This window comes from Cyanobium sp. BA20m-p-22 (genome assembly GCF_024346275.1).
In the GTDB taxonomy this organism is placed as follows: domain Bacteria; phylum Cyanobacteriota; class Cyanobacteriia; order PCC-6307; family Cyanobiaceae; genus Cyanobium_A.
Genome location: NZ_JAGQCQ010000013.1, coordinates 13085 through 27347, shown reverse-complemented (window position 1 = coordinate 27347; position 14263 = coordinate 13085). Strand labels below are relative to the sequence as shown.

Below are 14263 nucleotides of genomic sequence, written 5' to 3'. Positions count from 1 at the left end.
AAGTATCAAGGCAAGGGTCTTGAATTACTCGATCTGATCCAGGAAGGATCCCTCGGGCTCGAGCGGGCCGTGGAGAAGTTTGATCCCACCCGGGGCTATAAATTTTCTACCTATGCCTTCTGGTGGATCCGCCAGAGCATGACCCGGGCGATCGCCTGCCAGTCCCGCACGATCCGCTTGCCCGTACACCTGAGTGAAAGGCTCACAGCGATTCGCAAGGTCAGCCTGGATCTGGCCCACAAGCTGGGCGCCATGCCAAACCGCCAGGAAATTGCCGAGGCGATGGCCATGCCAATCGAGGAGCTCGACGGCCTGCTGCGCCAGTCCCTCACCACCTCCAGCCTGGATGCGCCGGTGAACGGCGATGAGGGCCGCAGTTTCCTGGGGGATCTGATTGCCGACTCCTCAGGGGAGGAGCCGCTGGATCGGGTAGAGCGGGGCATGCACCAGGAGCAGCTAGGGCGCTGGTTGAGCCAGCTCAGCGACCAGGAGCGCCAGGTGCTTCAGCTGCGCTTTGGGCTCGAGGGCCAAGAGCGCCAGACCCTGGCCGAAATCGGCCGTCAACTGGATGTGTCCCGTGAACGGGTTCGCCAGGTGGAGATCAAGGCGTTGCGCAAACTGCGCAACATGACTCGACGCATTCCCGCCACTCTTTGAGAGGCTGATCAGAGAAGCTGACTAGAGAGACTGATCGCAGAGCTTGATCAGTCTTCCGCCCAGATGTAGCGGGTGAGTTCTTCGGGCTTGGGCTCGGGAGCCGCCAGGGCGAACTCAACGCAGTCGGCCACTTCGGCATCGATCTCCTGCTCGATCGCCTTGAGCTCCTCAGCTGAGGCGAGGTTCTGCTCGATCAGGCGGGCAGCCAGGGCCTTGATCGGATCCCGTTTCGCCCAGAACTCCTTCTCCGCTTGGGCGCGCAGCTCATCTGGATCGGCCAGGGAGTGGCCGCGGAAGCGATAAGTGAGGCACTCGAGCAGGGTGGGGCCCTCCCCAGCCCGGGCCCGCTCGATGGCGCGCTGGGCGGCGGCGCGCACCGCCAATACGTCCATGCCGTCCACCTCTTCGCCGGCCATGCCGAAGGCGGCCGCCTTGCGCCAGATCTCCGGATCACTGGTGGCACGGTTGTGGTCCATACCAATGGCCCACTTGTTGTTCTCCACCACAAACAGGATCGGCAGCTTCCACAGCGCCGCCATGTTCAGGCACTCGTAAAACTGGCCAATATTGCAAGTGCCATCGCCGAAGAAGGCGGCTGTGACGGAGTCGCTGGAGGCATCCCCCAGGGCGTCGCGCTTGTAGCGGCTGGTGAAGGCTGCGCCGAGGGCCACCGGAATGCCCTCGCCGATGAAGGCATAGCCCCCCAACAGGTGGTGCTCCTTGGAAAAAAGGTGCATGGAGCCGCCGCGGCCCTTGCTGCAGCCGGTTTCCTTACCAAACAGCTCGCTCATCACCTCCCGGGCCGGCACGCCGCAGCTGAGGGCGTGCACGTGGTCGCGGTAGGTGCTGCAAAACCAGTCGTGCTGCAGCTTCATCGCCTTGATCACGCCAGTGCTTACGGCCTCCTGGCCGTTGTAGAGGTGCACGAAGCCAAACATCTTGCCGCGGTAGTACATCTCCGCGCACTTGTCCTCAAAGCGCCGGCCCAGGGTCATGTCGCGATAGAGCATCAGCCCCTCCTCGCGCGTCACCGTGGCGGACACCGACGGGTAGAGATTCTCCAGGCGCTCGGCATGGGCACCGACCAGACTGGTGTCGTCTGCAGAACAGGCGGGAGCGCCACTGGATGTAGATCCAGGTGATGTGGCTCCAGGTACAGCAGCGATGTCGTTGCCCATGTGCGCCTACGTCTTGCTGGCGACTCTAAGAGGTGCTGCTGCATTAGGCCTGACAATTGGCGTCAGAAGCGCCTGCCCTGCCTAAAGTCACCCACCAGCGACGGGCCCGGATTGGAACTGCCGATCGATCATTTCCGGTTGCTCGGAGTCAGCCCGACCAGCGACCTGCAGTCGCTGCTGCTCACCCTGCAGCAGCGGATCGACCGCCCCCCAGAGCATGGCTTGACCCAGGACACCCTGAGGGCCAGGGAAGAGCTGCTCAAGGCCAGTGCCGACCTGCTCAGCGATGGGAGCAGGCGCCAGACCTATGAATCTGACCTGACGGCCCTTGCCAGCAGCGGCCAATCCGTGCTGCCGGCCCTCGATGTCTCGCCCGGCATGGAAGTGGCTGGTCTGTTGCTGCTGCTCGAAGCGGGCCAGGCCCTGGAGTGTTTCGAGCTGGTCTGCGCTGCCCTGGAGCCACCCCAGGCACCCATTCTCGGCAATAGCCGCGATGCCGACCTCACCATCCTGGCGGGACTGGCCTGCCTTGCCGCTGCCGCCGACATGCACCGGCAACGTCGTTATGAAGGGGCTGCCCAGATCCTGCAAAGGGGCCTGCAGCTTCTGCAGCGAATGGGCCAGCAACCGGCCATTCGCCAGCAGCTGGAAGACAAGCTCGATGGACTGCGCCCCTACCGGGTACTTGACCTGCTCAGCCGCAACCTCACGGCCCAGGCCGAGCGGGCCGAGGGGCTTGCCCTGCTGGAGGAGCTGGTCAAGCGCCGCGGCGGCCTGGAGGGATTCGGAGACCCGAGCATGGGACCGGAGGAATTCCAGGCCTTTTTTAAGCAGATCCGCGCCTTCCTCACCGTTCAAGAGCAGATCGATATTTTCAGTCGCTGGGCGCCGAGCTCCGCCGCCGCTGATTTTCTCGCCAGCACAGCCTTGACCGCCTCCGGATTTGCCCAGCGCAAACCCGAGCGGATTGCGGCCGCCCGCCAACGGCTCGAAGCCAGCAGCCAGGAGGGGCTCCAGCCGCTGATCGCCTGCCAGTTGCTGCTGCTGGGGGAAGTTGAAAGGGCCCAGGCCATCTTCAAGCAGGCAGCCCCACCGGAGCTCAAGCGCTGGGCCGAACTGCAGAGCCCCGATCCCCTGGCCCAGCTGTGTGCTTACTGCCGCGACTGGCTCAGCCGGGACGTACTGCCTGGCTACCGCGATCTGGAGGCCGATCCGGATCTGGAGGCCTACTTCGCCGATCGCGATGTGCAGGCCTATGTGGAGCAGCAGGACCGGCCGGCCAGTCCTGCTGCTACCCCCCCCGCCCTGACCTTCACCACCCGCCCCCACAGCTGGGACAAGCCCCTGATTGATCCACAGGCCTCCTTTGGCGGCATCGGCTCACCAGCCGCGGCCGGGTCACAGAGTTTTGACGAAGACGAGGACGATGACGGGGAAGGGGAAGAAGAGCCCTGGCTAGCTGGCTGGCGCTGGCCCCAACTGCAGCGACCATCCCGCCTCTTCCTGGCGGTGTGCGTCGGGGTGGCACTTGTGACCCTCGCGGCGGTGATGCGGTTACGGCCCCAGTCCCCCGGTGCCAGCCGAACCCCAATCGCTGTAGAGCCTGCCCCGCCGCCCCTGCCCGCCCCGGTGCCAGCTCCACCAGCCCCGGTGCCAGCCCCAGCTGCGGCTCCCGCTTCAGCAGAGCTACCCCTGCGGGCCGACTCCCCGAGCGAAGCCCAGGTGCAGGCCCTGCTGGAAGCCTGGCTGGATGCCAAGGCGGCCATCCTGGCCGGTAAGGACAGCCGCATGCCCGTGGAGGGCCTGGCCCGCGCAAGCCTGGTGGGGCGGCTCGAAGCGGAGCGCGCCTCCGACCAGGCCCGCGGTGAAACCCAGACCATCAGTACCAGCATCACCGGACTGACGATTGAGGAGCGGGACACCAACAGAATCGCCGCCACGGTGATCCTGAGTTACTCGGACCAACGCCTCAATGCCAAGGGCGATCCGGAGGGAGAGCCCACCAAACTGCAGCTGCGCAACCGCTATGTGTTCGGCCGGGAGGGGGACATCTGGCGCGTTGCCAGCTTCAGCAAGGCCCCCTGAGCCATCGCTGCCGGGGGCAGCCCGGTTTTTACGATCGTCTCAATGCCAGCGGCACCTAAATGTTTGAAGAGCTTTCCCAGCGATTTGAGGACGCGGTCAAGAGCCTGAAGGGGCAGGCCTCAATCACCGAAACCAACGTTCAGGGGGCGCTCAAGCAAGTGCGCCGGGCCCTGCTGGAGGCCGACGTGAGCCTGCCGGTGGTGGAGGACTTCGTCGAGGAGGTGCGGCGCAAGGCTGTCGGGGCCGAGGTGGTGCGCGGCGTCAGCCCGGATCAGAAGTTCATCCAGCTGGTGCACGAGCAGCTGGTGGACACCATGGGCGGCGAGAACGCCCCCCTGGCCGCCGGCGGCCAGGCCGGAGCCCCCTCGGTGGTGCTGATGGCTGGCCTGCAGGGCGCTGGCAAGACCACCGCCACCGCCAAGCTCGGCCTGCACCTCAAGGAGCAGGGGCGCAAGGCCCTGCTGGTGGGAGCAGACGTCTACCGGCCGGCTGCCATCGAGCAGCTCAAAACCCTCGGCGCCCAGATCGGCGTGGAGGTGTTCAGCCTTGGCACCGAGGCCAAACCTGAAGACATCGCCGCTGCCGGCATTGACAAGGCCAGGGCCGAGGGCTTCGACACCGTGCTGGTGGACACTGCCGGGCGCCTCCAGATCGATCAGTCGATGATGGAGGAGATGGTGCGCATCCGCCAGGCCTGCCAGCCCGACGAGGTGCTGCTGGTGGTGGATTCGATGATTGGCCAGGAGGCGGCGGAGCTCACCCGGGCCTTCCACCAGCAGGTGGGCATCACCGGCGCCGTGCTCACCAAGCTCGATGGCGACTCCCGCGGCGGTGCCGCCCTTTCAATCCGCAAGGTGAGCGGCGCGCCGATCAAGTTCATCGGCACCGGCGAGAAGGTGGAGGCGCTGCAGCCCTTCCACCCAGAGCGGATGGCCAGCCGCATCCTGGGCATGGGCGATGTGCTCACCCTGGTGGAGAAGGCCACCAAGGAGGTGGAGCTGGCCGATGTGGCCAAGATGCAGCAGAAGCTGCAGGAGGCCAGCTTCGACTTCTCAGACTTTCTCCAGCAGATGCGCATGATCAGGCGCATGGGCTCGCTCGGAGGACTGATCAAGCTGATCCCCGGCATGAACAAGATTGACGACGGCATGCTCAAGCAGGGGGAGGAGCAGCTCAAGAAGATCGAAGCGATGATCGGCTCGATGACGGAGGTCGAACGCCAGCAGCCGGAACTGCTGGCATCCCAGCCCTCGCGCCGGCGCCGCATCGCCGCAGGCAGTGGCCACAAACCTGCCGATGTCGACAAGGTGCTGGCCGACTTCCAGAAGATGCGGGGCTTCATGCAACAGATGACCCGGGGCGGCGGCATGCCGGGGATGCCTGGAATCCCGGGGATGCCCGGCCCGATGGGTGGCATGCCCGCAGCCGGCTCCCCAGGGCGAGTGGCCACCAAACCAGCCAAGAAACGCAAGGGGTTCGGGCAGCTCTGAGCACTCGAGCGGGTACATTGGTTGTTTGGCCACCTAGCGGCAAAGCATCGATGATTAAGCTCCGCCTGAAGCGGTTTGGTAAGAAGCGGGAAGCGAGTTTCCGCCTCGTGGCCACCAACAGCACCTCCCGCCGCGATGGCCGTCCGCTGGAGGAGCTGGGCTTCTACAACCCACGCACCAAGGAAACGCGGCTCGACACCGAGGCGATCAGGGCCCGCCTGAGCCAGGGCGCCCAGCCCACCGACACCGTCCGTTCCCTGCTGGAGAAGGGCGGGCTGGTCGCTAAGACCGTGCGTGCCGCCGAAGTGGTCGGCAAGCTGAAACAGGCCGAAGCGCGCGAGGCCGCCACCAAGGCAGCCGCTGCCGCCAAGGCCGCTGAAGCTGCTGCTGCTGCCGCCGCGGCTGAAGCAGAAGCTGCTGCTGCCGCCGAAGCTTCTGCTGCCCCTGAAGAAGCTGCCCCTGAAGCCTGAGCACTTCTGAGGCGGCTGGGCCGGGCACCAATATGAACAGGGTTGATCGCCTGCGAATCCCCGCCGAAATTGCCCTGGCCGCCCTAGTGGCCTACGGGCTCGGCACCTGGTTTACCGGTCTGTTCCCTGGCTATCTGCCCAAGATCGGCGGGCTCTGGTCGGCGATCTCCGCGATTGTGGTGACCCAGGCCACCAGCAAAGAGGCGCTTTCCTCAGCGTCACTGCGCATCCTGGGATCGGCGATCGGCGCTGCCACCAGCGCGGTCTACCTAATCCTGCTGCCCTTCCACCCGGCTGGCATGGCCCTGGCTATCTTCGCCACGCTGCTGCTGTGCGCGGCGGTGAACGTGCCGAGCCACGGCCGCCTGGCGGCGATCACGGTGATCGTGGTGATGGTCACCAGCAGCCTGGATCCAAAGCTGAGTCCGGGGCTGAATGCCCTGCTGCGCTTTGCCGAATCCTGCATCGGCACCGGTGTGGCGGTGCTCGCGGTTCTGTTCTGGCCAGGCTCGCGGCGCCAGATCGAATAGCAATACCAGATTCGATAGGGAGATCCGCACCAACCTCGGCCCCCGGGGCCTCCCGTTGCCTGCAGGGCGCTGTCAGGATGATGGAAGTTTCCTCCCTCTGGTGCGCCATGCCGGCCAGCAGCAATTTCCAACAAGCCATCCGTGAGGCCCAGTCGAGCGCCCTGGTGGGGCCCAATGTGGTCAATAAGGCCCTGCCCTACGTAGGTGGGGGCATGGTGCTCACCGCCGCTGGCGTGTTGGGCGGCCTGACCTTGATGGCCAGCAGCCCTGCCAGCTTCATGCCCCTGTTCTGGGTGGCCCTGATCGGCAACTTCATCCTCTTCTTCGTGGCCCAGAACGTGGCCATGAAGGGCAACAACAGCACGGCCCTGCCGCTGTTGACGGCCTACAGCCTGATCACGGGCTTCACCCTGAGCGGAATTGTCGCCTACGCCATCAGCGCTGCTGGTGTCGGGGCAATCGGTACAGCCACCCTGGCCACCGGCATCACCTTTGTGGTGGCCTCAGTGGCCGGTCGGCGCATGAGCGACAGCGTGGGGCAGGCCCTCACCGGAGTGGTGGGCCTGGGGATTCTCGGCCTACTGATCGCGATGGTGGTGCAGATCGTCGGCAGCATTTTTGCGCCGGGAGTCTTCAGCGGGGGCACCTTTGAACTGCTGATCGCCGGCTTCGGCACAGTGCTATTCGTCGGGGCCGCCTTCGTCGACTTCTACACCATGCCCCGCACCTACAGCGACGACCAGTACCTGGCCGGCGCCCTGGGCATGTATCTCACCTACATCAACCTGTTCATCTTCATCCTTCGGCTGATCATTGCCCTGCAGGGCGGTGGCCGGCGTGATTGAGCCAAGCTTCCTGCTTCCAGCAGCGAGCCCCCAGCGCCCCCAGAGGGCGCTTTTTTATGGCTGGTTGGCAGGCTCAGGCAGGTGCTTGGTCACATCCCGCAGGGGCATGGTGCTGCTCCCCCAACCATCGGGGGGCAACTGGGGCGGGCTTCCTGCTGGGGCCTGGCTGGCCGCACTAAACCAAGCCAGGATCAAACCCCGCAAAGCCCCCCCGCCATTGGCTAGTGAAGAACGCAGATTGAAATGGGTGCCCCCCTCCACCAGCACCAGGCGGTGGCCCTCACTGGTGGCACGGATGACCCTGGCCATCGGCTCGATCGCTTCCGGGCCCGGGGGTACAACCCAGTCGCTGCCGCCACTCACCACCAGCACGGCGGCCCCCATACCCCTGGCCGAATCAATATCGAACAACAACCGCATCGGTGGACTCACCGCCACAGCAGCAACCACCCTGGAGTCGGCCAGGGCTGCACTGTCAGCCGAACCAACAAAGTTGCACTGCAACACCCAGCTGAGATTGCGCCAGGGGTGGCGCAGGTCTTCGCACAGCTGCTCCAGCCTGCTGGCGGTGGGCCGGGCACCGGCCAACTGCAGGGCTGTCGTCGCCCCCCAGGAATGGCCAGCCACCAGCACCGCCTTTGTGTTCACCGGCCGGCGCAAGTTCAACTGACCCTGGGCCGCAGCATCGATCACCGCCGACACATCCTTGGGCCTCAGCGCCAATTCTGCCGGTTTCGGTGGCGGCTGCTTGCCTGAGAGCATCGCCCGCTGCTGGCTCTGATCGCTGCCGGGATGGCGTGGCAGCACCACCGTGTAGCCATGGCTGGCCAGGTGCCCAGCCCAGCCCTCGAAATTTCTGGGGTCATCCCAGAGGCCGTGGGAAATCACCACGAGTCGATCTGGAATGCGATCGGTAGCGGTGGCGGTGGCGGATGCACTGGACTCCCAGATCACCACCGCCAGGGGCTCGGGACGGTGGGCCACGTCAATCTTGAGCTCCCGGCGCGCGCTGGCGAACTTCCCGGCCTCCAGCCAGGCCCCCTTGCTGCTCACCGCTGGCAAGGCGGCAATCAACTGTTCGGCCTGAAGGCGTTGGGCCCGGAATCTCTGCACCGAATAACCCAGCCGGCCCAGCTCCACCGTGACGCTCTCGCCGGGAAGATTCTCCAGCACATCCAGCAAGCTGATCCCCCCTTTGGCGGCCGCCAGCTCCAGTGCCCGGTGAAACTGGGCCGGCTCAATTGGCTCAGGCAGGCCGTCGATGTCACCGAGGGCTCCCACCAACAGCAGCACCTGCTCCAGCAGGGGCGATCCGTTGGCATTGAGCAATACGGCCTTCAGCTCCAGGGGCAGGTTGGACTGCAGCACCGCTTTGAGCTTCTGACCAATAACCCCGTTGGTGGCCCGGTCGAGTTCGGCCAAATCGCTGTCGCCAGCAAGCAGGGCCGCCGGGCTGCGCAATTCGGAAACCCGGATGAGGAAGTCGGTCTCCAGCAGGGGCAACCGCAACCTGATGGTTTCAATCGATCTGGCCGCTGGCGGGGCCAGCAGCGCAGCGGAGCAAAGCCCCGTGGCCAAAGCACGAACCAGCCGGGACGCGGCCATGGATACAAGCCAAGGAGCAGGCATCCTGGCCCAGCTCAGGCCTCGGCTACCGCCTCGATCGCGGCAGCAATGGCCGCTCTCTGCTCGCGGTCGTACCCCCAGCGTTCCAGGAAGGCCACGTCGTCGCCCTCCCCTGCCGTTGCAGCCAGCAGGATCTCCAGCCTCTGCTTGACGGCCAGGGGCTCAAGGCCGCGCAGCAATTCGGTGCAGCGCGCCCGCACCCGATCTGAAGCCGCCTGCTGCCCCCCATCCCCCGCCCGCTGGTGGTGCAGCGCCATGGCCGTGCTCATCGCCAGATTGCGGACCGACAGGTCCACCACTCCTTCGCCCGCCAAGCGCAGTTGCAGCACCAACGGCTCGGGCAACCGGTCCATCAACGGGCCATCACCGGCCAGGCTCACCACGAAAAAGCCGCGGGCCCCATCCCGACTGGCCACCAGCTCAGCCACCCTGTCGGCCAGCACCTCATCGCTGAGTTCGCCGTTCTCCCAGAGGGCCAACCAATGGGCAGTGATCTCCATGGCCTGCTGGAAGCTGGGCTGGAGGGGGGCAGCGGAGTCATCTGACGGGGCTGGAGCCATCGCTGGGGAGATCTCTGGGCGGAGATGCAGCACGCAGCTCCAGCCTATGGGCGAGATCGCCAGCCAGGTGCTGCCGGCTGCGAGGCTGGAGCCATGGAGTTCCCCGCGACCATCCCGGCCCTGCCAACCAGCCCAGAGGGCTTCCGCTCTGGCTTCGTGGCCCTGATCGGCCGGCCGAACGTGGGCAAATCCACCCTGCTCAACCAGCTGGTGGGCGAAAAGGTGGCAATCACCTCACCGGTGGCCCAGACCACCCGCAACCGGCTGCGGGCGATCCTCACCACCGAGGCGGCCCAACTAGTGCTGCTCGACACCCCGGGCATCCACAAGCCCCACCACCTGCTGGGGGAGCGCTTGGTGCAGAGCGCCCGCGGTGCCATCGGCGAGGTGGATGTGGTGCTGCTGTTGGTGGATGGCAGCGAACCAGCGGGCCGGGGCGATGGCTTCATCGTGGAGCTGCTGAAGCACTGCCGCGCGCCGGTGCACGTGGCCCTCAACAAGAACGACCTGGTGGATCCGGAGCGGGCCGAGCAGCTGGCCACCAGCTACCGGGAGCTGGCGGGCGACTGGCCCCTGCACCCGGTGAGCGCCCTCAGCGGCGAAGGCACCGGGGCCCTGGTAGCGGCCCTGAGCGCCGAACTGCCCGAGGGGCCCCATCTCTATCCGGCCGATGCGGTGAGCGACCAGCCCGAGCAGCTGCTGATGGCCGAGCTGATCCGGGAGCAGGTACTGCACCACACCCGCGAGGAGGTGCCCCACTCCGTGGCGGTGAGCATCGAGCGGGTGGTCGACGACGGCCCCCGCACCGCCGTACTGGCCACGGTGCTGGTGGAGCGCTCCAGCCAGAAGGGGATCCTGATCGGCAAGGGGGGAAGCATGCTCAAAACCATCGGCCAGGGGGCGCGGCTGCAGATGGAGAAGATATTTGAAGGGCCTGTGTACCTGGAGCTGTTCGTCAAGGTGGTGCCGGGCTGGCGCCGCAGCGCCGCCCGCCTGAGCGAACTGGGCTACCGGGGGGACTGACCTTGCTAGCCGGCTTAGCTAATAGGCCGGCTTAGCTGATCTCATGCAAGTCAATCTGCACGACGCCAAAACCCATCTCTCCCGGTATGTGGAGCAGGCTCTCGATGGCGAGGAGGTGGTGATCGCCCGGGCCGGCAAGGCCCTGGTGCGTCTGGTGCCGGTGGATGAGACTCCTCGCAAGCGCGAGCTCGGCTTTCTGCAAGGCTCTGCTCTTCTGGACTGCGACCTCAAAGCCGACTTCCAGGAGGACATCAAGGCGATGTTCGGCTGATGGTGACAGCCAGCTCAAGCCAACCAAATTTGAGCCCGCAACTGCTCGACACCCAGCTACTGCTCTGGCTGGCCATCGCCCCGAAACGCCTGCCGGCAACCTTGCGTGGAAACCTGAGCGATCGCCGCTCCACCAGGTGATCTGGATAGGCGGCGACGGGCCAGGCAGCTGAGAGAATCGCAGCCATGAGCGAGCCCAGCACCGAGTCACTCACCGACACCGCCCCCTTCCCTCCTAAGGAGATCGGCGGCTTTCTGCGCCACTGCGCCGGCGAGTGGATGGGCCTGCGCAGCCAGTTCGCCCTGGCGGCGGTGAGTGCCGCAGCTGAGCTCGACACGGAAGACGGCGACGCCTGGCACAGCAGCGAGCGCGGCGAACTGGTGGTGGCCTTTCTGGAGCCCGAGACTCCGGGCGGCGCCGGCGGCCTGCGGGTCTGCCCCAAGGAAGGCGTGGCCCGCCAGCTGCACTTCAGCGCAGACGGCGACTTCCGCAGCGGCGATCGGCAGGGCAGCTGGCAGCTCTGGCCCGACGGCAGCCTGGAGCTCACGATCCGCTCCAATGACACCGAGGTGCGGGAGCGGATCTGGTTCACCAAGCCCAACCTGCGGCTGCGCAGCACCGTGGAGAGCAGCGCCGACGGCAGCCCGGGCCGGGCCAGCTTCAGCTCCGAGATCCGCCGGGTGAGTCGCCCCACCGCCCCCGCGAGCTGAGCCCCATGCGCCTGGATGCGGTGAGCCTGGCACCGGAAGCCTTTGCGCCGCTGCTGGCCCTGGGGGTGATCGGCCGCGCCTTTACCGCCGGCATCGCGACGCTGCACACCCACAACCCGCGCGACTTCGCCCCCGACAAGTACCGCAAGGTCGACGATGATCCCTACGGCGGCGGAGCGGGCATGGTGCTCAAGCCCGAGCCGGTATTTGCGGCGGTGGAGGCGATTCCGGTGTTGCCGCGGCGGCGGGTGCTGCTGATGAGCCCCCAGGGCAAACCCCTGGAGCAGGCTGACCTGCGCCGCTGGGCCACTGAATACGAGCAGCTGGTGCTGGTCTGCGGCCACTACGAGGGCTTCGATGAGCGCATCCGCGCCCTGGCCGACGAGGAGGTGTCGATCGGTGATTTCGTGCTCACTGGCGGCGAGTTGCCGGCGGCGGTGATCATCAACGGCGTGGTGCGGCTGCTGCCGGGCACCGTGGGCACCGAGGCTTGCCTGGAGGAGGAGAGCCACAGCGCCCTGCTGCTGGAGCACCCCCACTACACCCGCCCGGCCAGCTTCCGGGAGCTGGAGGTGCCGGCGGTGCTGCGCAGCGGCGACCATGGCGCAATCGCCCGCTGGCGCTTCGAGCAGCAGCAGCAGCGCACCCGCGAGCGCCGGCCAGATCTTTATGCGCGCTGGCAGGAGCAGCAGGCCCAGCAGTAGCCGACGCGCACTGGGTGACATCCAGGGCGCCACTGAGCAGCGACCCCATGTAAGGCAATCTGCCTTACTGTTGAACGATGAGAACGATCACGCTCAGCTCAAAGGGCCAGCTGACAATCCCCCGACAGCTGCGTGAGTCCCTGGGACTGACTCCCGGCAGTCACCTCCAGGTGAGCGTGGATCGGCATGGACGGCTGGTGTTGGTGCCTGCTCTGTACGAACCAGAAGAGCTCTTCCGCCATCGCCCCGCCGTCACCCGCTCCATGAGCCTGGACGACATGGACCGCGCCATCGCCGCTGCCGCTGGCTGTGCAGACACTTGACACCAATGTGGTGGTTCGGGTGTTGGTGGGTGATGACCCCGTTCAGACGCCCCTTGCCGAGGAAGCTTTACTAGGCGCGATCCAGGCGGGGGGAGCGTTCATCCCGGATGTGGTTCTCGCTGAAGTTGCCTGGGTGTTGCGGGGCTACGGACTAGATCGAGCGACGCGCCACAACCTCCTGCAACGTCTGATCCGCACCCGAGGGGTTGTGGTGGTCGATGTGGACGCGGTGATCGACGCCCTCAGCCGCTTCCAGCAGGGTGGTGACTTTGCCGATCAGCTCATTCTGGCTCGCGCCGCCAGCCATGGCGCCATGCCAGTGCTGACCTTTGATCAGGGCTTTGCTAATACCGAAGGCGTGAAACTGATCGGCCCCCTCAGCTCTGGCCCTGCTGCAGACCCCGTAACGCCGTGAGCAGAGCCGCCGGGCTCTGGGGATCCACCATCAGCACGCTGCCGCCGGGGGCATGGGCCATCTGCTCGCCCATGGCCATCCAGTCGCCGGCCAGCAGCAACCGCATCGCCTCAGCGGCTTGAGGGTTGGCCTGGATTGCCTCGGCCAGCCGGGTGGCGGCGTCGGCCCTGGCCTGGGCGAGCAGGGTCTGCTGCTGGGCTTGGGCCTGGGCCTCCAGCAGCAGTGCCTCCTGCTTGGCCCTGGCATCGAGCACCAGCGCCTCGGCGCGGCCACGGGCTGCATTGAGCTGGGATTCGCGCTCGCCCTCGGAGCGCAGGATCACTGCCCGCTTCTCCCGCTCGGCGGTCATCTGTTGCTCCATCGCCTGCTGCACCCCACGGGAGGGCTGGATATCGCGCAACTCGACCCGGGTCACCTTCACGCCCCAGGGATCGGTGGCCTGATCCAGCTCCTTGAGCAGCGCCTCATTCACCTCCTGGCGGGTGGTGAAGGTTTGATCCAGGTCGAGCTTGCCCATCTCGGCGCGGATCTGGGTGAGCACCAGGTTCACCATCGCCGCCTGCAGATTGTCTACGGCGTAGTAGGCGAGGGCGTGCTCCAGCAGCTGCCAGTACACCACCGCATCCACCTCGATCGCCACGTTGTCGCAGGTGATGCACTGCTGGGGCGGGATGTCGAGCACCCGCTCCTTGAGCGATTCGTGGCTCACCACCTTTTCGAGCACCGGCAACACCAGCGACAGGCCAGGCTGCAGCTGGCGGTCGTATTTGCCGAGGCGCTCCACCAGCCGCGACTGGCCGCCGCTGGTGACCTTGACGCTGTTGATCCCGAGCAGGGCCATCAGCACTAGGGCGGGTAGACCGAACAGGGCTTCCACGGAATGGCCTCGCACTGGCTTCAGGCTAGGCACCATGGTCGGGCTGCCCCACCCGCCCCTGCCATGGCCGCGCTGACCTGGTTTCTACTGGCGCTGATCCTGCTGGGCGTCAGCTGGCTCGGGGCCGATTTCGACGGCCTGCTGCCCGCCGTTCTGGCTGCCCTGGGGCTGTCCTTACTGCTGGCCGCCGTACCGGCCCTGGGCCCGTCGGCCCAGCTGGGGGTGTTCGCAGGGCTGACCCTGGCCCTGCTGCCCTCTCTGCAGGGCTGGTCGAGGCAGCGCCGAACGCGGGCGATTCCACCAGGCGGCAGCAGCGACCGGGCCAGCGTGATCAGCGGCTTCAGCCCGGGGGAAGAGGCTGGGCGGGTGCGCTGGCAGGGGCAGAGCTGGGCGGCCATCAACCTTGAGCCGGAACGGCAACTGCAGACCGGCGAGGGCGTGCAGGTGATGGGCCGAGAAGGCAACCGCCTACAGGTTCTGGGCGATAGGGTTTGAAGCC

At 66.4% G+C, this 14263-nt stretch carries 17 protein-coding genes; 13 read left to right on the top strand and 4 right to left on the bottom strand.

What is annotated here, in order from left to right; all coding sequences use genetic code 11:
• Positions 1-657, top strand: a 657-nt coding sequence (locus KBZ15_RS02440; protein WP_255013054.1) for a sigma-70 family RNA polymerase sigma factor, incomplete at its 5' end; no start/stop codon positions are given.
• Between the two features lie 47 nt (positions 658-704).
• On the opposite strand, the gene pdhA is transcribed toward KBZ15_RS02440, so the two are convergent.
• Positions 705-1835, bottom strand: a complete 1131-nt coding sequence (gene pdhA, locus KBZ15_RS02435; RefSeq protein WP_255013052.1) for a pyruvate dehydrogenase (acetyl-transferring) E1 component subunit alpha — start codon at positions 1833-1835, stop codon at positions 705-707.
• 111 nt (positions 1836-1946) lie between these two features.
• Between pdhA and KBZ15_RS02430 the strand changes: the two genes are divergently transcribed.
• The 5 genes from KBZ15_RS02430 (at position 1947) to KBZ15_RS02410 (ending at position 7255) form a co-directional block, all read left to right on the top strand.
• Positions 1947-3920 (top strand): ARC6/PARC6 family protein, encoded by a 1974-nt coding sequence (locus KBZ15_RS02430; RefSeq protein ID WP_255013051.1) that lies wholly within the window; start codon positions 1947-1949, stop codon positions 3918-3920.
• A 59-nt stretch (positions 3921-3979) separates the two neighbouring features.
• Entirely contained in the window at positions 3980-5410 is a 1431-nt protein-coding gene (gene ffh / locus KBZ15_RS02425; protein ID WP_255013049.1) for a signal recognition particle protein, read from the top strand.
• A gap of 50 nt (positions 5411-5460) precedes the next feature.
• Positions 5461-5880: a 30S ribosomal protein S16 gene (gene rpsP, locus KBZ15_RS02420; protein WP_254930649.1), complete on the top strand. Its 420-nt coding sequence runs from the start codon at positions 5461-5463 to the stop codon at positions 5878-5880.
• Between the two features lie 32 nt (positions 5881-5912).
• A complete protein-coding gene (locus KBZ15_RS02415; RefSeq protein WP_254930648.1) occupies positions 5913-6410 on the top strand; it encodes an aromatic acid exporter family protein in 498 nt (165 codons plus the stop codon).
• Positions 6411-6517: 107 nt separating this feature from the next.
• Complete coding sequence (locus KBZ15_RS02410) at positions 6518-7255, top strand: Bax inhibitor-1 family protein (protein ID WP_254930654.1); 738 nt, start codon at positions 6518-6520, stop codon at positions 7253-7255.
• Positions 7256-7309: 54 nt separating this feature from the next.
• On the opposite strand, the gene KBZ15_RS02405 is transcribed toward KBZ15_RS02410, so the two are convergent.
• Both KBZ15_RS02405 and KBZ15_RS02400 read right to left on the bottom strand, forming a co-directional pair.
• On the bottom strand, positions 7310-8860 hold the full coding sequence (locus KBZ15_RS02405; protein ID WP_255013048.1) for an alpha/beta fold hydrolase: 1551 nt from the start codon (positions 8858-8860) through the stop codon (positions 7310-7312).
• Between the two features lie 35 nt (positions 8861-8895).
• Complete coding sequence (locus KBZ15_RS02400) at positions 8896-9441, bottom strand: hypothetical protein (RefSeq protein ID WP_255013047.1); 546 nt, start codon at positions 9439-9441, stop codon at positions 8896-8898.
• A 93-nt stretch (positions 9442-9534) separates the two neighbouring features.
• Here KBZ15_RS02400 and era point away from each other — a divergent pair, with 93 nt between their 5' ends.
• The 6 genes from era to KBZ15_RS02370 all read left to right on the top strand — a co-directional run bounded on the left by era (position 9535) and on the right by KBZ15_RS02370 (position 12887).
• A complete protein-coding gene (era, locus tag KBZ15_RS02395) occupies positions 9535-10464 on the top strand; it encodes a GTPase Era (RefSeq protein WP_255013046.1) in 930 nt (309 codons plus the stop codon).
• Between the two features lie 43 nt (positions 10465-10507).
• Entirely contained in the window at positions 10508-10735 is a 228-nt protein-coding gene (locus KBZ15_RS02390) for a type II toxin-antitoxin system Phd/YefM family antitoxin (protein WP_255013045.1), read from the top strand.
• Between the two features lie 185 nt (positions 10736-10920).
• The gene (locus tag KBZ15_RS02385; RefSeq protein WP_254930642.1) at positions 10921-11445 is read left to right on the top strand and encodes a phycobiliprotein lyase; all 525 of its coding nucleotides are present in this window, start codon (positions 10921-10923) and stop codon (positions 11443-11445) included.
• A 5-nt stretch (positions 11446-11450) separates the two neighbouring features.
• On the top strand, positions 11451-12149 hold the full coding sequence (trmD, locus tag KBZ15_RS02380) for a tRNA (guanosine(37)-N1)-methyltransferase TrmD (RefSeq protein WP_254930641.1): 699 nt from the start codon (positions 11451-11453) through the stop codon (positions 12147-12149).
• Positions 12150-12226: 77 nt separating this feature from the next.
• Positions 12227-12472, top strand: coding sequence for an AbrB/MazE/SpoVT family DNA-binding domain-containing protein (locus tag KBZ15_RS02375; RefSeq protein WP_254930640.1), 246 nt, complete (start codon positions 12227-12229; stop codon positions 12470-12472).
• Positions 12459-12887 carry a PIN domain-containing protein gene (locus KBZ15_RS02370; protein WP_254930639.1) on the top strand — a complete coding sequence of 143 codons (429 nt, stop codon included), beginning with the start codon at positions 12459-12461 and terminating at the stop codon, positions 12885-12887. The genes KBZ15_RS02375 and KBZ15_RS02370 overlap by 14 nt, the downstream gene beginning before the upstream one ends.
• Here the strand turns inward: KBZ15_RS02370 and KBZ15_RS02365 are convergent.
• Positions 12850-13764: an SPFH domain-containing protein gene (locus KBZ15_RS02365; protein ID WP_254930653.1), complete on the bottom strand. Its 915-nt coding sequence runs from the start codon at positions 13762-13764 to the stop codon at positions 12850-12852. The two genes, KBZ15_RS02370 and KBZ15_RS02365, sit on opposite strands and share 38 nt — an antisense overlap.
• Before the next feature lie 63 nt (positions 13765-13827).
• Between KBZ15_RS02365 and KBZ15_RS02360 the strand changes: the two genes are divergently transcribed.
• Positions 13828-14259, top strand: coding sequence for an NfeD family protein (locus KBZ15_RS02360; RefSeq protein ID WP_255013044.1), 432 nt, complete (start codon positions 13828-13830; stop codon positions 14257-14259).
• Positions 14260-14263 lie beyond the last annotated feature (4 nt).